This is a genomic window from Caballeronia sp. LjRoot34, assembly GCF_964253815.1.
Classification (GTDB): domain Bacteria; phylum Pseudomonadota; class Gammaproteobacteria; order Burkholderiales; family Burkholderiaceae; genus Caballeronia.
The window spans coordinates 477,198-497,611 of sequence record NZ_CAXUSB020000002.1; the positions used below are offsets into that span (position 1 = coordinate 477,198).

At 59.0% G+C, this 20,414-nt stretch carries 19 protein-coding genes and 1 pseudogene; 7 read left to right on the forward strand and 13 right to left on the reverse strand.

All coding sequences use genetic code 11. The features are described from left to right. The first annotated feature begins 131 nt into the window (after positions 1-131). Positions 132-1,445: an MFS transporter gene (locus ACSQ36_RS21610; RefSeq protein ID WP_436183508.1), complete on the forward strand. Its 1,314-nt coding sequence runs from the start codon at positions 132-134 to the stop codon at positions 1,443-1,445. 61 nt (positions 1,446-1,506) lie between these two features. On the opposite strand, the gene ACSQ36_RS21615 is transcribed toward ACSQ36_RS21610, so the two are convergent. The 3 genes from ACSQ36_RS21615 to ACSQ36_RS21625 form a co-directional block, all read right to left on the reverse strand. Further along, positions 1,507-1,824: a type II toxin-antitoxin system RelE/ParE family toxin gene (locus tag ACSQ36_RS21615; RefSeq protein ID WP_213766121.1), complete on the reverse strand. Its 318-nt coding sequence runs from the start codon at positions 1,822-1,824 to the stop codon at positions 1,507-1,509. After that, the gene (locus ACSQ36_RS21620) at positions 1,821-2,099 is read right to left on the reverse strand and encodes a type II toxin-antitoxin system Phd/YefM family antitoxin (RefSeq protein WP_436183509.1); all 279 of its coding nucleotides are present in this window, start codon (positions 2,097-2,099) and stop codon (positions 1,821-1,823) included. Before ACSQ36_RS21620 ends, ACSQ36_RS21615 begins: the two co-directional genes overlap by 4 nt. A gap of 288 nt (positions 2,100-2,387) precedes the next feature. Further along, complete coding sequence (locus ACSQ36_RS21625; protein ID WP_436183510.1) at positions 2,388-3,269, reverse strand: manganese catalase family protein; 882 nt, start codon at positions 3,267-3,269, stop codon at positions 2,388-2,390. Positions 3,270-3,643: 374 nt separating this feature from the next. Here ACSQ36_RS21625 and ACSQ36_RS21630 point away from each other — a divergent pair, with 374 nt between their 5' ends. The 3 genes from ACSQ36_RS21630 to ACSQ36_RS21640 are packed head-to-tail and all read left to right on the forward strand — an operon-like array spanning position 3,644 to position 5,637. After that, entirely contained in the window at positions 3,644-4,063 is a 420-nt protein-coding gene (locus ACSQ36_RS21630; protein WP_436183511.1) for a CopG family transcriptional regulator, read from the forward strand. Positions 4,064-4,106: 43 nt separating this feature from the next. Continuing rightward, entirely contained in the window at positions 4,107-5,108 is a 1,002-nt protein-coding gene (locus tag ACSQ36_RS21635) for an extracellular catalytic domain type 1 short-chain-length polyhydroxyalkanoate depolymerase (RefSeq protein WP_436183512.1), read from the forward strand. A 34-nt stretch (positions 5,109-5,142) separates the two neighbouring features. Then, positions 5,143-5,637, forward strand: coding sequence for a nucleoside deaminase (locus ACSQ36_RS21640; RefSeq protein ID WP_213766126.1), 495 nt, complete (start codon positions 5,143-5,145; stop codon positions 5,635-5,637). Positions 5,638-5,726: 89 nt separating this feature from the next. On the opposite strand, the gene ACSQ36_RS21645 is transcribed toward ACSQ36_RS21640, so the two are convergent. The 5 genes and pseudogenes from ACSQ36_RS21645 to ACSQ36_RS21665 all read right to left on the reverse strand — a co-directional run bounded on the left by ACSQ36_RS21645 (position 5,727) and on the right by ACSQ36_RS21665 (position 11,806). Beyond that, a complete protein-coding gene (locus tag ACSQ36_RS21645) occupies positions 5,727-7,271 on the reverse strand; it encodes a methyl-accepting chemotaxis protein (protein WP_436184912.1) in 1,545 nt (514 codons plus the stop codon). Between the two features lie 288 nt (positions 7,272-7,559). Next, positions 7,560-8,666: a porin gene (locus tag ACSQ36_RS21650; protein WP_218627357.1), complete on the reverse strand. Its 1,107-nt coding sequence runs from the start codon at positions 8,664-8,666 to the stop codon at positions 7,560-7,562. Positions 8,667-9,045: 379 nt separating this feature from the next. Then, positions 9,046-10,300, reverse strand: a pseudogene (locus ACSQ36_RS21655) (NAD(P)/FAD-dependent oxidoreductase). 48 nt (positions 10,301-10,348) lie between these two features. Further along, a complete protein-coding gene (locus tag ACSQ36_RS21660) occupies positions 10,349-11,218 on the reverse strand; it encodes an MBL fold metallo-hydrolase (protein WP_436183513.1) in 870 nt (289 codons plus the stop codon). 15 nt (positions 11,219-11,233) lie between these two features. Then, entirely contained in the window at positions 11,234-11,806 is a 573-nt protein-coding gene (locus ACSQ36_RS21665; RefSeq protein ID WP_436183514.1) for an aromatic amino acid lyase, read from the reverse strand. Positions 11,807-12,658: 852 nt separating this feature from the next. Between ACSQ36_RS21665 and ACSQ36_RS21670 the strand changes: the two genes are divergently transcribed. Next, positions 12,659-12,913: a hypothetical protein gene (locus tag ACSQ36_RS21670; RefSeq protein WP_255631528.1), complete on the forward strand. Its 255-nt coding sequence runs from the start codon at positions 12,659-12,661 to the stop codon at positions 12,911-12,913. A gap of 293 nt (positions 12,914-13,206) precedes the next feature. Continuing rightward, complete coding sequence (locus ACSQ36_RS21675) at positions 13,207-13,344, forward strand: hypothetical protein (RefSeq protein WP_213766129.1); 138 nt, start codon at positions 13,207-13,209, stop codon at positions 13,342-13,344. A gap of 273 nt (positions 13,345-13,617) precedes the next feature. On the opposite strand, the gene ACSQ36_RS21680 is transcribed toward ACSQ36_RS21675, so the two are convergent. The 3 genes from ACSQ36_RS21680 to ACSQ36_RS21690 all read right to left on the reverse strand — a co-directional run bounded on the left by ACSQ36_RS21680 (position 13,618) and on the right by ACSQ36_RS21690 (position 15,828). Next, the gene (locus ACSQ36_RS21680; protein ID WP_436183515.1) at positions 13,618-13,839 is read right to left on the reverse strand and encodes a hypothetical protein; all 222 of its coding nucleotides are present in this window, start codon (positions 13,837-13,839) and stop codon (positions 13,618-13,620) included. A gap of 246 nt (positions 13,840-14,085) precedes the next feature. Then, a complete protein-coding gene (locus ACSQ36_RS21685) occupies positions 14,086-15,438 on the reverse strand; it encodes a type II toxin-antitoxin system HipA family toxin (protein WP_436183516.1) in 1,353 nt (450 codons plus the stop codon). A gap of 12 nt (positions 15,439-15,450) precedes the next feature. Beyond that, on the reverse strand, positions 15,451-15,828 hold the full coding sequence (locus tag ACSQ36_RS21690; RefSeq protein WP_436183517.1) for a helix-turn-helix domain-containing protein: 378 nt from the start codon (positions 15,826-15,828) through the stop codon (positions 15,451-15,453). Between the two features lie 437 nt (positions 15,829-16,265). On the opposite strand from ACSQ36_RS21690, the gene ACSQ36_RS21695 reads away from it, so the two are divergent. Further along, positions 16,266-17,588: a sugar efflux transporter gene (locus tag ACSQ36_RS21695; RefSeq protein WP_436183518.1), complete on the forward strand. Its 1,323-nt coding sequence runs from the start codon at positions 16,266-16,268 to the stop codon at positions 17,586-17,588. Here the strand turns inward: ACSQ36_RS21695 and ACSQ36_RS21700 are convergent. Both ACSQ36_RS21700 and ACSQ36_RS21705 read right to left on the reverse strand, forming a co-directional pair. Further along, positions 17,585-17,764 carry a hypothetical protein gene (locus ACSQ36_RS21700; protein ID WP_213766176.1) on the reverse strand — a complete coding sequence of 60 codons (180 nt, stop codon included), beginning with the start codon at positions 17,762-17,764 and terminating at the stop codon, positions 17,585-17,587. The genes ACSQ36_RS21695 and ACSQ36_RS21700 overlap by 4 nt on opposite strands. A gap of 222 nt (positions 17,765-17,986) precedes the next feature. Then, positions 17,987-20,278 (reverse strand): FdhF/YdeP family oxidoreductase, encoded by a 2,292-nt coding sequence (locus tag ACSQ36_RS21705; protein WP_436183519.1) that lies wholly within the window; start codon positions 20,276-20,278, stop codon positions 17,987-17,989. Between the last annotated feature and the right edge of the window lie 136 nt (positions 20,279-20,414).

Below are 20,414 nucleotides of genomic sequence, written 5' to 3' on the forward strand. Positions count from 1 at the left end.
ACTATTTAACGGCCGGCCCGGGTTTACTCCGCTGCCTCCCGGAATCGTTGCGAAATATAGTGTGACTATTAAAAACCCCTAAAAAGGGCGTCCATTCGACGGCGCCCATTGGCATAGACGAGGAGACGGATGTGGCTGACAAGCTCGTATCCCCCGCTGAAGTTGCAACCGGCACCGGCATGAATTTTCGCTGGACCGTGCTGATATGGCTGGTGGCGGGCGGCATCATCAATTACATCGATCGCGCCAGTCTCTCCATCGCGGCGCCGGAAATGATTCGCGAACTCGGGTTGTCGCGAACGCAGATCGGTTTGCTCGGCACCGTGTTCGCATGGACCTACGCTGTGATGCAATTGCCGGCGGGATGGGTGATCGACCGCTTCGGCGCGAAGAAGGCCTACGCCGTCGCCATGATCTGGTGGAGTGTCGCGACCTACATGACCGGCGTGGTCGGATCGGTCAGCGCGCTGCTCGTGATGCGCGCGCTGCTCGCCGTCGGCGAAGCGCCGTGCTGGCCAACCTCGGCGAAGATCACAGCCGCGTGGTTCCCGACCAAGGAGCGCGGGTTCGCGACGGGCATCTGGGATTCGTCATCGAAATGGGGCCCCGCGCTTGCGCCCGCTGTGCTCGTTGCGTTGATGGTTGCGTTTGGATGGCGTTCGCTATTTCATGTGGCGGGGTTTGTCGGCATCGCGTTCGCCATTGTGTTTCTCTTTCTTTATCGAAATCCCGAGCAGAGCAAGCGGCTTTCGAAGGAAGAGTTTGCTTATATAGAAGCGGGCGGAGGCGGCCGTGAGCGGTCGATCAGCAATTCAACCCACGAGTGGCGCGGACTGTTCACGCACCGCAGCGTGTGGGGCATGATCCTCGGCTACTTCTGCGCGATCTGGCTGTGGAACCTGTTCCTCGTGTTCCTGCCGCTGTATTTGCTTGATCGCTTTCACATATCGTTCGTACAACTGGGTATCTACGCGAGCATTCCGTGGATCGGCGGCGCGCTGGGCGAGATTATCGTGGGGTATCTGACGAAGAAGATGGTTGATCGCGGAATGGCGACGCCCATTGATGCCAAACGCATGTGGATCGTGATCTGCGCGATCGGCGCGGCGGTTTCGGCGGTGGCGATTCCTTTCGTTGACTCATTGGGTGTCACCATCACGCTGATGACGCTGGGCCTGGCGTTCCTCGCGGCGATTATTGGCGCTGCATGGGCGCTGGCGTCGGACGTTGCGCCCAAGTCGATGGTCGCGTCCGTCAGCGCGATCCAGAATTTCGGCGGGTATTTCGGCGGCGCGTTCTCGCCGGTGGTGGCAGGGTTTATCGTCGATAAAACCGGCTCGTATTCGAGCGCGTTGATTTCAGGCGGGTTGATTGCGGGATGCTCGGCGCTGTTTTACTGGTTCATGGTGCGGCGGGTGGTGCCGGAGCGGGGAATGGTTGTTTAACGACGCGGACGAGCCTTCTGATTGCCTGCAATTGTGAATCGCGGCCGAGGTATGTCTTGGCTTAGATGCTGAGTAATCTCAGGTTGAGGGTCTCCTCCAGATCCTGGGTTTGTCCGCAGATCACATGGATAAATATCTGATCGCCTGCAATTTCGTAAATGATGCGTTGCTGATTGGTCAAGACTTGTCTGTATCGATCTGGATAGCCGAGCAGTTCCGGAGGACATGCGCCCGACAAGGGGAAATCTTCAATCTGGAAAATTTTGCTTTGGAGTTGGGTCTTGATCTCGCTCCAGGTTCCCTTCGGTTTGTGTCTGGCGATGTAATCCCGCAGATCAGCCAAGTCTCTTTTGGCCGAGTCGAGGATGGTGAGATTCATTCCCTATCCTTTTCGTCAAGGCAATCCAGCTCGGCAAAAACATCAGTTGCAGATGAAAACTTACCCTCAGCAATCTCTTTTTGGCCCAATGCCAAGATGCGAAGCAGGGCGTTCGTTTGCCGCTGTCGCTCGAATGTATGGATGTCTTGCACCACCAGTTTCGCTTCCCCATTTTGAGTAATGATCAAAGGCTCATGTGTTTCCATAAGTTCCGTCACAATCCTCGCCGCATCACTCTTGAGGTAACTGATGGGTTTGATATTCGAGAGCTTCATATTGGGTCTCAACGATTTTTGCATGAGTCTAAATATAGACTAAATTTAGTCTCATGTTGATCGGTCTTCGCTAAACGCATTGCCCGACAAGCTGTTTTGTCCTCGATTGATCACGCAAGAAGGCAGTCTCAACGCAGATTGAGACTGCCTTCGCTCTTGCTTCGCTTAAGGCATGCGCTGCAAGGGAGAGAGACTTGATCACGCTCACTGCAACGGCTTTTAGGGGAGCCTACGCGGTCCGCAGCGTACCGGATTTTCCCTGATCACGAGCGCCGCGCTGTTAGACCCTCAAACCGCCGTCGCTTTCCCCGATCCAAGATCGGCGCCGGTCGTCGGATCCGAACTCTTGTCCGATGCCGTGCGCGTGGCCATTGCCTGTAAAACATCCACCTCTTCCGCTGACACTCCCACGGTCGCGAGTCCATCTCCGCCATCCACGGCGGGTTGCGGATCTTCCACGAACCTCCAGTCGCCGCCTTCGTTCCACGGTCCGCGCACTGCCGACTCGTTGCCTTGCGACATGTTGTAGTAGACGCTTGTAAATTCCGGCACCCCCGGTAATTTGCCTTGCGGGAAATTCGGCTGGATGGAATGCAGCGCTTTCTCGAACGACTTCTGATGCGCAATTTCACGCGTCATGAGGAACCCGAGCGCTTCCTGGATACCAGGGTCGTCGGTGACATTGATCAGGCGCTCGTACACGATCTTGGCGCGCGCTTCGGCTGCAATATTGGAGCGCAGGTCGGCAGTCGGCTCGCCAATGGTGTCAATATAGGCCGCCGTCCACGGCACGCCTGCCGAATTCGTGAGCGCAGGACCACCGCCGTAGAGAAGGGCGGTGGTGTGAGAGTCGTTGCCGCCAGAAGTCATCGACCGATACAACTCCGCCTCCTGCTCGACCGCTTCGGCTAGTTGACCCTTTGCGCCTTTGTTCAGCATAGCGACGATTGAACCGATGATTTCCAGATGGCTCAGCTCCTCCGTGGCGATATCGAACAACATGTCCTTGCGGCCCGGATCGTCTTCCCCTACGGCTTGGGTGAAGTAGCGACAGGCTGCGGCGAGCTCGCCCTGCGGGCCGCCGAACTGTTCGAGCAGCAGGTTGGCGAGACCCGGATTCGGCGCGGCGACACGGACGGTGTATTGCAGGCGTTTGTTATGGACAAACATAGGTAGTACTCCTTTAATAGTTTATCGTTCGGATTTTTTTAAGCGCGCAAAAGGCGTGCAGAAGCACGCGAAATCGTCGCGATAAAAACAGAACGAAGGTGGCGAATTGCTCCGGACAGCAACGCGATACAAAAACCGCGTCACACCCAACCCTGGGCGCCCGGGTCTCAGAGCGGCGAAATGCTCTGGCGTACAAGCGGCAATTTCGCCGCGAGGGAAAAGGGACTGCGATGACAACTTCAGCATGGCCCGTTCCTGAGGCGCCGCGGCCCGATTTCCGGCTTCTCCAGACCATGGTGAGTTGGCTAAAAACCTTGACGCACTGCAAAAACCAGCCTATAACCATCTCATTGGATGGTAATGGGATGTTTTTGATGATTCAAAAAATTGAAGTGCTCAGGCCGAAGGGCGGTGAGACGGAAAAAATCACGATCAACCTGGGCCCTGTGGATCTAGGGCAGATCGACCTGCTGGTGGAAGAGGGTTTTTATTCCAACCGCACGGACCTGATTCGCACGGCTATCCGGAATCAACTGGCGACGCACTCTCAGGTGGTGAACGAAACGGTGACACGGCGCGCGCTGGTGCTGGGCATGCAGCATTTTTCCAGGCGCGATCTTGAAGCGGCGCGCGCGGCGGGCGAACGGTTCGACATTCAAGTGCTGGGACTCGCGAGCATTGCTGCCGACGTGTCCGCTGAACTGGCGCTCGAAACCATCGCATCGATCGTCGTGCTCGGCGCCTTTCATGCCTCGCCTGCGGTGAAAACGGCGCTGGCCGGCCGGATTGCCTAGTGATGCGGGTAGGGCGTAATAGCAGGGAACAACGGGAAAGATAATGAAAATCAACGAAGCATTCCTGCATTCGATGCAGGATGCAATGAAGCTGCTGCGCGCACGCGGCCCGAAGGAAGCGACGGCGGCGCTGCAGCGTGCACTTGGGGCGCACGCTCAGCCAACGCCTCAATCGAATACAGACGTCCCGGCTGTCAAGTATCCGGGAACGTTCACGACTCATACGTTCGCGAACGCCGCAGGTCATCGGAACTACAAGCTCTATGTGCCGAAGCAGCACAGCGGCCAGCCGCTGCCGCTGGTGGTGATGCTGCATGGCTGCACGCAGGACGCCGACGACTTCGCTGCCGGCACGCAAATGAACGCGCTGGCGGAGCGGGACAGATGCATCGTGGTGTATCCGGTGCAGCCGCAGGGGGCGAACGCATCGAAGTGCTGGAACTGGTTCAAGCCCGCCGATCAACGGCGCGACAGCGGCGAGCCGGCACTGATTGCAGGCATCACGCGCGAAGTGATGTCAAAGCACGCCGTGGATTCGTCGCGCGTATTCGTGGCGGGTTTATCGGCGGGTGGGGCGATGGCCGCCGTCATGATCCAGGCGTATCCGGATCTTTATGCCGCTGCGTGCGTGCATTCGGGGCTGGCAGTCGGGGCGGCCCATGATTTGCAATCGGCGCTGGCGGCCATGCGAGGCGGAAAGTCATCGGGCGCTCGTCGCGCGGCGGCACCGAAGCGACCGCTGATCGTGTTTCACGGCGATGCCGACACAACCGTGCATCCATCAAACGCGGCTGATTTGTTGCGCGGCTTCAGCGCTCAGGCCGTTGTCTTCGACGAGACTTCCCATGTAGAAGCGGGCAAGCGTACGAGCACGGTGGAACGGCTGAAATCAGTGGATGGAGTTGACGCCGAGTTGTGGCTCATTCATGGCGCGCCGCACGCCTGGGCAGGTGGGAGTGGAAATGGTTCGTACACCGATGCAACGGGTCCGGATGCGAGCACGATCATGATGCGATTTTTCCTCGATCATCCATTTAAAATTTGACCGTAGCATCTTTTAAAAAAGGGGGAACGAGAGCATGCACGAACACGCAAGCGAACGCGATATGGCGCTGTTGCGCGAGGTTATCGCGTTATCGGAGAAGTCAAAACGCGATGGACGGCATCCGTTCGCCGCGCTGATAGCCGATGAAAACGGCCACGTAGTTGCAAGCGCAGGAAACAATTCGATGCCCCCGCTCGGCGATCCGACCCAGCACGCCGAACTGCGCGCCGCGGCTCAGGCAGCGAAAGATCTGACGCCGGAGCAATTGCTGACGTGCACGCTTTATACGAATGCCGAGCCGTGTTGCATGTGCTCGGGCGCGATCTATTGGTGCAACATCGGGCGCGTGGTGTATGCCATGTCCGAGCGGCGCTTGCTGGAGATCACCGGCGATCACCCCGAGAACCCGACGTTCTCGTTACCTTGCCGCGAAGTTTTTGCGCGAGGGCAGAGGACGGTGAGTGTGGTTGGACCGCTTATTGAAGATGAAGCGGCGGTCGTGCACGAGGGATTCTGGACGCGCGAATGACGTGCAATCAGAAACGCGTGCAATAGAAAAGTCTTGTTGATGCAAGACGAAAGGGCCATGCGAATGGCCCTTTCGTTCATTTGCAAAACTCAACCCGGCAGCGAAAAGCTCCCGATCGCTTCACGCAGCACATCGACCTGATCCTTCAGCGAATGCGCCGCTGCCGCCGCTTCTTCCACCAGCGCCGCGTTCTGCTGCGTCACCTGATCCATTTCACCCACTGCGCGATTCACCTGTTCAATGCCCGCGCTTTGCTCATTCGAAGCGTGGCTGATTTCATCGAGGATCTCGTTCACGCGGCGTACCGAACTCACGATCTCGCCCATCGTCGCGCCTGCGTTCGACACCAGCGACGCACCTTCCTTCACCGTCTCCGTCGATGTTCCGATCAGCGCCTTGATCTCCTTCGCCGCCGTGGCCGAGCGCTGTGCGAGACTGCGCACTTCCGCCGCCACCACGGCAAACCCACGTCCCTGTTCGCCGGCACGCGCAGCTTCCACGGCGGCGTTCAGCGCCAGGATGTTGGTCTGGAACGCGATGCCATCAATCACGCCGATGATGTCGCCAATCTGCTTCGAGCTTTCCGTAATGCGCGTCATGGTGTGAATGACTTGCTCGACTACACCGCTGCCCCGTTGGGCCACGTCGGCGGCTTCGCCGGCCAGCTTGGCGGCTTGCGTCGCGCTGTTGGCGTTCTGCTTCACGTTCGCTGTCATCTCGTCCATGCTCGACGCGGTCTGTACCAAGGCGGCGGCCTGCTGCTCGGTGCGTTGTGACAGGTCGGTATTGCCCGCTGCAATCTCCGATGCCCCCACGTTGATGTTCTCGGTCCCGGTGCGCACCCGCGTGACGGTTTCCACCAGGCCGCTTTGCATCTCGCTCAGCGCGAACATCAGGCTATGCGAATCGCCGATGGCAAGCGGCACGTGCGTGGTCAGGTCGCCGCGCGCAATGCGCTGCGCCGCGCCGACAGCAATCGACGGATCACCGCCGAGTTCACGCTTGATGCTGCGCAACACCAGCAGCATGGCCAGCGAAGCGAGCACGCCGAGCACGGCGGTAATCGCGAACCAGCGCAATGCGCTGGCGTAGAACGCGGCCTCGATGTCGTCGGTGTACATGCCGGTCACGATGTACCAGTCCCACGGGACAAAGTGCTGGGAGAAGCTGAGCTTGGGCACGGGTTTGTCGCTGCCGGGCTTCGACCACAGATAGCTGACAAAGCCACCCTCGGGCGTCGAATTACCGGCGCTCACAATATCGACGAAAAGTCTGTTGCCCGCCGGGTCGGTAAACCCCGCCATGTTCTGGCCATTCATGGACTTCTTGATCGGATGCATGATCATCACCGGGCGCGAGTCGTTGACCGAGATGTATCCGTCTGTACCGTAGCGCATGGCGGCAAGTACTTCCAGCGCCCGCGTTTTGGCTTCTTCTTCCGTGATCGTTTTAGCCGCGGCGAGGCTCTGGAAATGGGCCGTCATGCTCGCGCCCTGGGCAACCAGGGCTTTCAATTGATCACGACGATCGTCCATAGTCGATGAACGGCTTTGCCATGCCCCTATAAATCCGATCGCGACCAGTCCGAGCCATAGCACGGCGATCATCGATCCGAGCTTCTGATTCAATGTCATCTTCTTCATGTTTCCGCCGTTGCCTAGTGTTGAGCCGTCTGATTGAATTTGCGGCGTCGGGCGTTGCCGAACGCTATGCCTGACTTCTTTACGGCAAAGCGGTGGCGGAATGTAGGGGTGGGATAACCCGTACCAAGAGAAATAATCGGTCTGTTCTGGACGTGTGCGCGTCAGGTTATTCATCAGACAATAAGCATCGTGCGGCGCGTTTAGTCGCGTGTCCGGTCGCACGGCCTCATCAAGCAACCGGACACGTATCGTCTTAACGCTCAGTGGTCAGACGTCGAATCAAAAACTGCTGCGAATCCCCACTCGGCCAACCGCCTGCTTCTGATTGCTTGAAGGATTGAAGCCTGCGATCTGAGCGGCCTGTGCGTCGCCGGCAGCTTTCTGGAATACGCCCAGCGCATACACCGACGTCCGCTTCGACAACGCATACTCGGCCGTCAGGTTGAACTGGTTGTATTTGGGCTGTGCGCCGGTCGCGTGGTCGCGGCCGGTGGTGTAGGTGTAACCCGCGCCTACCGTCACGTCCGGGGTTGGATTAAACAGGCCCGACAACTCGTAGTTCTGGAACGTCGCATCATGTCCGGCGCTGCCTTGCTGGAAAATCGTGTTCGTAAAATCGGCAAGCACGCGCAGCGACGCCAGCACCTGATACGAAGCCCCTACGCCCAGTACCTTCTGCGCCCGCGCTGCGGCGAGGAAGTCGCCATAGACCGCGTTCGTGAAGCCCGGATAGTTCTGGTAGCCCTGTGTGGAGACACCCGGATCGTTGATGCGCAGATATCCCACGCCCGCGCTGACCGGTCCAGCGGCATAGGTCGCTCCCGCGCTGAACGTGGCGTTGTTCGAGAACTGCCCAGCGATGCCGCCTAGTGAATACAGTCCACCGAACGTGAACCCGGCAAAGGTGGGGCTGCGATATTTGATCGCGTTCGAGATAGGGAAACCGTTGTCGGTGTTGTCCATGTCGTTCGGGTGGGCGAAATAATAACCGCCGACGTTGCCGTTGAGCGTATACGGCTCGACGAAATCCACAACGGAGTCCCATTGGCGTCCGAGCGTCACCGTACCGGCCTGTTCGCTCTGAAGACCCACATAAGCATTGCGTGAGAACGCGAGACCGCTGCCAAGGCGTCCCGAGTTGAGGTTGAAGCCGCTTTCAAGGCGGAAGAGGGTTGAAAGGCCGCCACCCAGATCCTCGGTGCCGCGCACGCCCCAGCGGCTGCCTGCGGTCACACCGGATGCAAGCTGGACGAGATGGCTACCCTGCACGTTGCTGACGATATCGATACCGTCCTCCACGATCCCGTATAACGTGACCGAACTCTGTGCGTGCGCCACGGAGGCAGTGGCCATGATCGGGATGATTGCGGCAAGTTTTTTAATCATATGAACGCCCGTTTATAAAGTTCGACGATGGATTTATTTCGAGGGCATACACTTAGTACAACAAATCTGAAAAAGCGAGCGAATGGCGTGTCAAATTTCGTCCATTCGTTAATTCAAGAGTTGCGTGTTAAGATCGCGAAATTTTATTTCGGATAACTTATGTACTGGGGTATAAGAAAACTCTGAGTTTCCGCTCGACGTTCTTTTGTGAGCGCTCAAACGTGTTCCATCACCAGGCTAGACGCGGCAAACCTCGCGAACACCGGCAATGCCCCGTTGCAGTCCTGCATCGGTCAGCGCGAGCGTCGCGCCAACGCAGGCGCCGAGCGTGGTGCTCGCAACGTGACGGGTATTACGAATGTGGCGAATGGCTGGGAGCTCACGCTTGCGGTTTCATCGACCTGGCGAGCCATTCCCGGCCCTTCAACATGCCGTTCCAGTAGAGCCATGGAAAGACGGCAGTTTTCAGGTACCACGCGAGGGCACGTGGCACGGTCGGGTCGAGCGGGAAGGTCGGCAGCAGCTTGCCGCCATAGCCGAATTCCGCCAGTACAACCTTGCCTTTTTCAACCGTCAGCGGACATGCGCCGTAGCCGTCGTAGTGGGCGGGTAGAGGCTTTTGCTCCCGCGCGGCCAGCAGGTTTTCCGCCACCACGACAATCTGCTTGCGAACGGCCGCGGCCGTTTTTGCGTTAGGCGCTGAACAGGCGTCGCCGAGCGCAAAGATGTCCGGATAACGGGGGGTGAATGAGCGTGGCGTGATCGACTTCGCACCAGCCGGCCTTGTCGGCGAGCACGCTCTTGCTGATTACGTCCGGCGGAAGCTGGGGCGGGACGACGTGCAGCATGTCGAACGGTTTGTCGATACGAACTACGTTGCCGGCATTGTCTTTGACGTTGAACGAAGCGACCCGGCGAGCGCCGTCGACGCTCACCAGGTTCGATCCGAACGCAAGCGACGCGCGATACCGCTCGACATATTTCATCAACGACGGCACGAACGCAGCGACCCCGAAAAGGACATCGCCGGCAAGGTTGAACTCGACATCGATATGATCGAGCACGCCTTGCTTGAGCCAGTTATCGCAAGACAGGTACAGCGCTTTTTGTGGCGCACCGGCGCATTTGATCGGCATGGCCGGCTGCGTAAAGAGCGCCTTGCCACGCTTGAGTTCATTGACCAGCTTCCACGTGTACGGCGCAAGATCGAATCGATAATTCGACGTCACGCCGTTCTTGCCCAGTGTGTCTTCCAGACCTTCAATTTTCTCCCATGCGAGCCGCAAGCCGGGACAGACGATCAGGTGCCGATAACTGGCGGTTTGCCCATTGTCGAGTCGGACAAGATGCTGCTCGGGCTCAATCGCGCTCGCACTGGCCCGCAGCCAGTGCGCTTTCTTCGGCATGACCGACGACGTCAGCCGCATGGTGTCGTCTATGTTGAAAGCGCCGCCGCCGACCAGCGTCCACGCGGGCTGATAGAAATGCCGGTCACTCGGCTCGATGACCGCGATGCGAAGATCGGGCCGTCGGCGCAGCAAGCTCGCCGTCACGCCGATACCCGCAGCGCCGCCGCCAATGACCACCACGTCGAAGGTCTCTGTGTTGCCTGAAGATGCTGCATTCGTGCTCATTGCGGTATTCCTGCTTCCAAGTTCATTTTCTTACCCTGCCCGACTGCCTTAAAACGTGTTCAGCGGAAATTTCAGATAACTTACGCCGTTGGATTCGGCCGGCGGAAAAGCACCCGCGCGGATGTTCAGTTGAATCGAGGGGATGATCAGCGCCGGTGGACCAAGCGTCGCGTCGCGGGCCGTGCGCATGGCGACGAATTCGCTGACAGTGATGCCATCGCGGACGTGGATGTTTGCTGCGCGCTGATCAGCGACCGTGGTTTCCCAGCGCGTTTCACGGCCATCGGGCGGATAGTCATGGCATGCAAACAGACGCGTTTGTGGCGGCAAGCCAAGCAGTTTCCCGATTGATTCGTATAACGTGCCGGCGTCGCCACCGGGAAAATCGCAGCGCGCCGTGCCGACGTCCGGCATGAACAAGGTGTCGCCCATGAACGCCATGTTGTCGAACACGTAGGCGACATCGGCCGGCGTGTGACCGGGAACGTGCATCACACGGCCGGTCAGCGCGCCGACCTGGAACGTGTCGCCGTCAGCAAACAAGTGGTCGAAAGGCGCGGGGCCGGGCGATATTGACGACATCGGCGGCTCAAGGTTAAAAAGCCGTTCGAACACGACCTGCACCGACCGGATATGTTCGCCGATGGCAATGGCGCCACCCAGTTGTTTCCGGAGATATGCCGCAGCCGAAATGTGGTCGGCATGGGCGTGCGTCTCGAGCAGCCATTGCACCTGCAGGTCCTGCTCGTTCACGAAACGGATCACGCGATCCGCCGAATGTGTCGAAGTGCGGCCGGATTGCGGTTCATAGTCGAGCACCGCGTCGATGATCGCGCAGGGTGAACCGGCTGCCTCATACACCACGTAGGTGATGGTTGAGGTCACCGGGTCCGGGAATGCTTCAACGCATGGCGTCATGACATGCTCCAAAAATTAACAAAAATCGGCCGGGTAACTGTGCAGCAAGGTCGCCGCCGCCCGGAAATCCGGCGTCAGCGGCGGGTCGCGATCGAAGAACGCAAGCTTTCCGGGCAGCGCAATGTAGAGGCCCGCAGTGGCCGGCGACAGCGTGAAGACCGGTTGCTGCTGGCGGCGCAAATCGATGGCCTGGTCCGCGTGAATCCGCTCGATATCCAGCAGCGTGAACCGGTTGTCGATCTGCTGTCGCACCCGTTCCACCACACGCAACGCATTGGCCACCATGTTCTCGATGTCACCCGCCGCCGGCAGGTAGTCCACGGATACCGGCATGGCCAGTTCCTTGTTTTCCATGGCCAGCGCGACCGGCGATTTTTCCATCGCGCCGAACGCGTGCCGGGTTTGATCGATGCCGAGGAAGCGCGACAAGCCGGTCATATGCGGATCGTTCAGCTTGATGATACGTTGCGCCGACGCCAACGAGTTATGAGCAAGGACAAGGCCCGTCTCTTCGAACGACGATACCCACGGCAACGGCTCGAAATTCGCGCTGGGCAGCGCCGCCCTGGTTACGCCAATGACCCTCACATAGCCGCGCGATTCCTGTGCACGTGCCGAAGTGCGGCGTGACGCCTAGGGCGACGCCGGGGGTGTGGGCTGACGAGTTGAGTTGGACGTCGAGCAGCGTAGGCGATGCCACGCGCGTTTTTGTATCAAACCATTCGCGAGCTGGATGCAGTGCCGGCGCGTGCCCGGACGATAACAAGCGGGCATGAGCCCGTAGCGTTCACCAACTGTGAATCCCGCCGCCGCGAGTGTGCTCCTTGAGCGGCATCTGCCAACTGTTTCTCTGGCCGAATCCTTCGGATGCGCGAAGACAAACACCCGGCTCCCGAGTAATCCGGCGGGAGCCATTGGCGTATTGGAAAACCGTTTTTAACTCTGTCGCCGCTGCCGTCACAGCGTAATGTCACGCCACTTCGCCGATACTGGCTGACCGTTGCCTACACGGCGGCCTCACCCATCTGAAAAACGTCCGCGGCATCGATCGCCGACACTCAAGTCCGAATCCCCCTGTGCCGATAAACAAACATGGCAAGCCGTCGCCGATTTAAACAGCCATTGCAAAGCCATGGCGATCAATCCGGCGCTTTCCCCTTTGCGACAAAGTGTTGCGATTTTGCCGACAACCCGCCCAAACGGGCGATCCAGGCATACAGTTAAAGTGTTTTATCAAGTTCAGGTTGCAGTGCGGGAGGTGTGCCATGAAGCGCAGGACAGCTAGACAACTTGTTGCTCAACTTGCAGATTTAAGGTATTCCGCGCGGTGCAGCGCACTGAGAGCGGCGGCGCTCAGCAGGACGATAGCTCAAAGCCCGGATGAAGAAATGGGGCGGAAAGCGGACAGCGTCAAGCAGGAATCGTTTGCCGGAGCAGCACATGAAATCCACGCATGAATATTCGCTACGTACTCAGGTCGACAAATGGCTGGCTCCCGGCCTTTCGACACCGGTTCGTGTCACTGAGTTCAGCCGCACGCGCTTGGGTGGAAGGCGGTATGTCTGCGTAGAAACCGCATTGCCGCCTGGATCGCGCGCGCTGCTTTTCTTTCGACACGACGATGGCTGCTGGTGCGTATTCCCACCGGCGTTGGATAGGCCTAATATGAGTATGGGACGTTTCATAGAACATTGACCGGCGTTGCAGAGATTGAGGGGCGCCAATAGTTCGGGATGCTTATTTCGTTAGACCGTTGGTATAGAGATCGTTGGCCACCAGACGGTGGCAACTAACCGGCTAACTGGCTAACAAAGCGAAAGGCTGATAAGCGGAAAGAAGGAGGATTATGCAGAAACGACAACAACTATATACGCCAACCCCCTTAATTAGCGGAAGCGAATAAGCCCATGTCGCCGCGCGAATGCGCGTTCGAACCCCGAGCTGCCGACTTTCCGTGAACTCAAAAGTCCAACGTTGGGAGAGTCACCATGTACATCGGGCTGCTGGTCTCGCAGGTTCGGCAGGTTCAGGAAGTTCACTACCATCCTGACGAAGCATTGTTGATCGATGTCCCGCCCCCGCACCGGCTCGCGTTCTGGCAAAGAATCAGACGTTTGTTCGCGTGAAGCTTGTCTGCGGGAGCGTCATCTAACGAGTACTAAAGCGTCGCAGCGATGCTTGCAAAAGCCGTTTCAGCCACCGGGAAGAAACGCATTCGCTGCGGCGTTCGGTTGCGGCGTCCGGTTTACCGGGCCAAGTTCCACGTTCGAAGTTTTCATTTCAACCCCCGCCAGCGCATTGACGTACGAAACAGTCAGCGAGTCGCCAGAAACACGCAGGGTTGGCGACGCAAGAGATTCGGCATGGTCCGGTCGACCGCAAAAACGCGCGACGCCGGATTAGCGGACGTCTCCATTGGAGATGGGTTCGACAATCGATCGATCCGCCGCCTTGCGCTCGCCATTGGCGGCCGGCGATTGCTGCGGGTGGTCCCGTTCATATTTCTCGTTCTGTTGAACCACGCGGTCCAGCGCTCTTGGGCCGTCGGCTTGGGCGGCAAACGATACAGCGGGCAGAATCACGACCGAAGCGGCGATGACCACGGACATAAGCTGTTTCATGATGGGCTCCCGGACCGCGCGTTTCATGCAAAGCGTTGCACGAGTCGATAACGACCCGGCCACTCTCGCACTTCCAACCTATACAAGAGAAATAGCCATTCAGAACATTGAGCGATCTCATTGTTCACGATGACGTCTGTGTACGGCTGTTATGACAAGAGTAGACGGAAATACTTAAAAAACCTTGCAAATATCCGGTGAGTCGAACGAATGCGCCGCTCGTGAATGGACAAGCTGCCGGGCTGGTTATCCGGCGTTCTCGGCATTCTCGGCGAGCTCAGGCCGCAGCATGGCGCGGCCCAGTAGCTTGCGGGCCTGATCGGTCTGGACATGCTCAAAGGCATCCTCGAAGTCATCGAGCTCCTGAGCGCCAAGTCCGACGTCCGGCGTAACGGCCACTTGCCGCCAGTCCATTACCGCGTCCAGGACTTCCCCAAGGATCCCCTTGGCCTGAGCGTCGGTCAGCGAAAAGTAGGCGCACGTATCCAGAAGCATCTGGACCGATTCAATGGGGCCCGCATCTTCAGTGAGCCACGTCTTGGACTCTCGTACCTTGCCGGGCATCGGGTTCACGTCGAACGCCGGTGAGATGCGCCACAGGCCGTTGCCGTCGTATAGAAAACCGAGGTTCTGCAGATGGTCGTCGGTGTTCGTGATGAGCAGGTTGAACATCAGGCGACGCCATAACTCTCGCGCGTCGTCGTCCGGATGCGAGCACTTTTGCTGCATGACATCGACGATCTCGGTGTACGCGTGGACATTCTGCCGCGAGGCCTGAAGCATGGACGCAGCCGAGAGATAAGGGACGCGCAGGTCGCCGTCCTCCCGGTCAAATCGTTCGATGATCGCGACTGGCGTGTCATTGAGGGTGACGCACCGGGCGTTGGCCGTCGTAATGCCGGCCTGGCGCGCGAGCTTGAGCGCCAGCACTTCGGCCCGCGTGACATTGATGGTGTCATTGACGCTTGGAAACTTGCCGATGGCGAGCTTGCCGTTTTTATCCAGTACGGTGCATTTGGGCCGCATCCCGCCGAGCGAGGTGCCTTTGCCTTGCAAGTAGCGCAGGTCCTCGGTGGTTTCCCTGGTCGTCTCGACGGCGCGCGTGGCCTTGTACATGCGTTCGAGCTCGATCATTGGCGGCGTTGTGCGCCGGCCTTCATCAACTGTCCTCAGATAGATCCCTTCCTTGCAAAGGCGAAGCGCGCCGATGCGGCTGAAATCGTCCACTGCACACAGGTAGTCGAGTTCGTTCAGGGGGAGCAGGCGAGGATTGTCCTTGCGGGCCCGCGCGTGGATCCGGTTGATGACACGACGCCCCCATGCGTCAGGCGCCGTGTCGGCCAGTGCGAAGTGAAACACCGAGTCCACGGGGTTGGGCGCTCGACGTGGCTGATAGCCAGGTTCGAGAGGCAGGTCGGGCGAAACGTCAAACCGGTCGGGGTTGGTCAGCCACGTCTCGTCATAAGCAAACTGCGACACTTCGCGCCGCCCCTGGCTTACGTAGTTCAGATGGCCGACAAGCGTACCTGTGGCCCCGAGGTGAACCTCCAGGGCGGTACTGATTCCGGGCTTGCCGGACCTGGAAGGTTTGGTTTTCATTCACTTATGCCGTTAGAACGCTTTGGTGGTTTTCTTGGCGGTTCGTACCCGCTGCGGTAGCTTTTCATCCATCAATGCGAGACCGATATCATCCTGGCCGCTGTCGAGGAGGTCATTGAGCCGCTGCAGCTCACCGAAAAAATGGAGCGCTCGCACGAGGAAATGCAACTGCACGTGCGGATCACCGTTCTCCATGCGCTTGACGGTATTGAGTCCCGCACCGATGCGCGCGGCGAGCGCTTGCTGCGTCAGCCCTCTGCGGCGGCGCGCTCGATTGAGGTCTTCGCCCAGCTTTGCGAGTGACCGCTGCACTGGAATGGGAAGCGGTTTACCGGCTTTACGGACTCCAGCAGGGCTTTTAAGAGGTTTAGTAGACTCCATGTGGGCCATTATAGCAATTTAAAGTGAGTGTCATGAGATCTTGCGTTTAAAGAACCCCACATGGGCTTTTAAAGGATTTTGTGGCCCTTATGAGGGTCTTTATAGGGATTCTGGTACTTGGCAGCAAGTTCTTCGTTTCCGGTGGTTTTCTCACCGTTTCGACACGCCCAGGCAGAGGAGATCAGACTCTCGCATTCGCCTCCATCGGCCCGTTGGCACAGACACGCCAACGCCTTGCACGATTGCAGGCGCTTGCGAACGATCCGCTCTCGTTGCTAATCGCCAGATCGGTTTCGTTTATCCCGGAAGAGGTTTCGTTAGTCTGCAACCAAAAGAAAACGTCATTGAAAAAAACGTGAGCGCGTGTTTAAGTGCCCGCTGAACGTCGTTTTTCTCGCTCGCCACGAGCGTCACGCGACGGACCTTGGCCGCCAACGTGAATTTCAATGAACGCCGTATTCAAGACTTTTCTCGCGCTGATCCGTCTTCCCGGTTATCCCGGCATTTCCCTCGCAATGTTCCTGTCAGGCATCGCGTCCTCATTCGCGGTGCCGTACACGTCGCTGTTCGGCGCGACCGAGGCGCACATGACGCCGGTTCGGCTAGGCATCTTCATGACGCTGACCGCGGTGAGCAGTGTGCTCGTGAGTACCTATCTCGGACGTATCGCCGATCGCCGGACCGATAAAAAACGCATTGTGTTGCTATCCATCGCGGGGTCGGCGCTGGGTTACGCATTGCTGTGCGTCACACGCAACTACGTGTTGCTGACGATCTTCGGCTGTGTATTCCTGAGCATCGGCGCGGCGGTGTTCCCGCAACTTTTCACGTTCGGCAAAGCGAGGCTGCACGCGGAAGGCATCGAACATACCGAACTGCCGATGGCCACCTTGCGCACCACACTGTCCTGCGCGTGGGTGTTCGGCCCGGCGGTGGGCGCGATCGTACTGGGGGTGTCGGGATTTAACGGACTGTTCTTGTCGGCGGCGGGCGCGTTCGCGGTGGCTGGTTTCATCGTGCTGTGCATGCGTGAACCCAAGGCCTATGACACCTTTGAAGCCGCCGATAAAACCACCAGCGAAATTCCGCCGCAAGCCAAAAACGCACATGTATATGCAGCGCTGGTGAGTTTTACGCTGATCGGCATGGGCTCGGCGATCGCGACCATCATGCTGCCGGTGCTGATTGTCGATCAGTTGCACGGCACGACCGCGCACGTCGCGCAGATGGTCGGCCTTGGCGCGTTCGCCGAGATTCCGATGATGCTTTTTCTCGGCGGCGCGTCCCGACGCATCAACAAGGCGAACATGATCGCGTTCGCGTCGCTGTCGCATATCGTGTATTTCGCGGGCATCGCGCTCGCGCCCAACCTGTGGGTGCTCGTGCCGCTACAGATTCTTAACGCCGTCGTGGTCGCGGTGACGTCATGTCTTGGCATGTCGTATTTTCAGGAACTGATGCCTGGCGCGCTGGCCCGGGCGACCACGCTGTTTTTCAACACCATGCGCACCGGCTCCGTGCTGGCGGGCGTTGCGTCGGGATTCGTGGCAGCAACGTGGGGTTATCGCGCGGTGTTCATGTTTTGCGTGTTGCTGGCATCTACCGCGTCGATTGTGCTGTTCATTTTTAACTATCAACGCGGTGCGAAGATTTTCTTCAATCCCACCCGGGAATCTGCCGCCGAAGGCAACGCGGTCACCTCGGTGGTCGCCGTCGGCGACCAAAACGGAAGCCGCGTCATAACAATGGTAGATAACGAGTCTATTTAGATAGGATGCCCATCCGGTGGCGCGTCGGGATGCTGTGGCTCATCAGGCCGATGTCCGGGCGATGGCGGCGACAGCGGGTCTGCCTCGGGATCGCGGTTTGGATCGGCGAGCGGGTCGGGGATCGGGTTGGTCTGCATGTCGTATCTCGGGTACTGGAAGTTGTTCACGTGGTTCATGAGTGGGCCTCGGTTTGTTCTGTCGTCGATAGTGAATGCCGTGTCCTCCAGCATAGACGCATGCGGACTGAAAGGCAGGTCCGCAAATTCCGGCCTTGCACGTTAAACACGGCCGGGCACCATGCGGGCAACGGTTCACGCCTGATGGCTCGCGTCCCGCAGCCCGATGACAATTAAAGGAGTGCCGCTTTCATCCCCGGGACGTCCCTCTAGCTACTACCTTCAGGCCGCCATTTTCCGCAGGCGCACAGGGATCGCCTTGGCCGCCGGCACCTTGCTGCGTTTCGCGTGATGCGACACCGGTATCAGACGATTGCACTCCGGGTAATAGCCCATCACGCAGCCGGCGGGGATGTCGAACGCATGCACGCGCAGACCGCCCAGCTCGCGCAATACCTCATCCTGCGCGACTGTGATTGCCGTGACCGCGTCGTTTTCAGCGAAGCCGAGCCGGGTCATATCGGCTTGGTTCATCAGCAGCACGTCACGCGTGTCATACACGCCGCGGAAACGGTCGTCGAGTGAATACACAGTCGTATTGAACTGGCTGTCGCCGCGTGTGGTCATCAGGCGCAGCGTGCGTTCGCCGTCGAATTCCATGTCCGGGTCTTCACCGAAACCATCCGGCACGATGAAATTCGCCTTGCCGGTTTTTGTTTTCCACTCGCGTTTCGCAGCCGGCAACGGCCGATGAAAACCGCCAGGCTGCGTCATGCGCCGGTTGAAATCCTTGAACTGCTCGGGGTAGGTGCGCTCGATGGCATCACGAACCAGCCCGTAATTGCCTACCCACGCATCCCAGTCGACATTCGGATTCGGCGGCAGGATCGCCTTCGCCATCCCGGCGACAATAGCCGGCTCCGACAGCAAGTGTTCACTCGCCGGCTCAGCCATTCCCTTCGATGCGTGAATGCACGCCGTGCTGTCCTCCACGGTCACCGTCTGCTCGCCGCTCGCCTGCCGGTCCACCTCGATCCGGCCAATACACGGCAGCAAATATGCCGCGCGCCCGTGCACGATATGGCTGCGGTTCAGCTTGGTCGCGATCTGCACGGTGAGCGGCAGTCGCATCCACGCCGGCTCCATTACGCCCTGATCGGGAGTTGCGCGCGCGAAATTGCCACCGAGCCCGATAAACGCGTCGAGATTGCCGTCCCTGACGGCCTCGCAGGTATCCACGGTGGTCAAGCCGGTTTCCTGGGGCGGCTCGAATTGATACAGCTCCCTGAGCTTGTCCATGGGGACGAGCTCAGGTTTTTCGGTGATACCAACGGTTCGCTGCCCCTGCACGTTCGAGTGGCCGCGAATCGGGCAGATCCCGGCTCCCTTCTTGCCGATATTGCCGCCAAGCAGCATCAGGTTCGTGAGCATCTGCACGGCAAGCACGCCTTCCCGATGCTGTGTGATGCCCATGCCGTACAAGATGATCACGGCCTTCGCGCGCGCATATTCGGCCGCGGCCGCTTCGAGTGCGGAGCGGGTTAGCGCTGACATCGACTCGATCTCTTTCCAGTCGGCGGCCCGCATGGCGTCGGCGAACGCGTCGAAACCGTGCGTATGTTCCGCGATGAAACCCGCATCCAGCACGCGCGGTTCGTCGGCTGCACGGGCTTGGTCGTCGGCTTCTATCAACGACTTGCAAATGCCCGTGATCGCCGCTATGTCGCCGCCGATCTTCACCTGATGGTATTGCGTGCTGATGCAGGTTTGCTCGGTCGAGAGCATTTCCTTTGGCGACTGCGGGTTCGCGAAGCTCACCAGCCCGCGCTCGCGCAATGGATTGAACGTGATGATCTGCGCATTGCGTTTTCGCGCTTCTTGCAGCGGATGCAGCATGCGAGGCGCGTTTGTGCCGGTGTTGTGGCCGAAGAAAAACAGGCAGTCAGTGTGCTCGAAGTCTTCGAGCGTCACTGTTCCAACCGGCACGCCGATGGTGTCGGGCAACGCCACCGACGTACTCTCGTGGCACATGTTCGAACTGTCCGGCAGGTTATTGCAACCGTATAAACGGGCAAGCAGTGCGTACATGTAGGAGGTTTCCAACGACGCGCGGCCCGATGCGTAGAAAACCACGCGGTTCGGATCGAAGCTGCGAAGCTTTTCGCCGATCTCATCGAAGGCTTGTTGCCACGGGATGGGCTGATAGCGATCGGTCGCGGCGTCGTAGCGCATGGGGTGGGTCAGCCGGCCTTGCGACTCGAGCTCGAAATCGCTCCAGGTTTCCAGCGCGGCCAAGGTGTGGTGGTCGAAGAACTCGGGCGTCGCGCGTTTGGTCGTGATTTCCCAGGCGGTGGCTTTTGCGCCGTTTTCGCAGAACTCGAACAGATGCGGATCGGCTGGTTTAGCCCACGAGCAACTCACGCACGCAAAACCGTCCGGCTTGTTCTGCTTGAATAGCACCCGCGTGCCGTTCACGGCGACGTGCTCTCGCATAAGTATCGATGAAACGGCTTTGACCGAGCCCCAGCCGCCGGCCGGATGGTCGTATTGCTCGATGCGAGGTTGTTTGCTCATGGCTGTGTCGCTCCGCGGGTGAACAGGGCGAACGACGGGAATGCGTTCGCGGACGCAATTCATCCAGCAAAAAACAGACTCGGCGCGCGAACATAAAAATGAAAGCCGCCGGCCCGCGAATGCGGGGCGGCGGCTT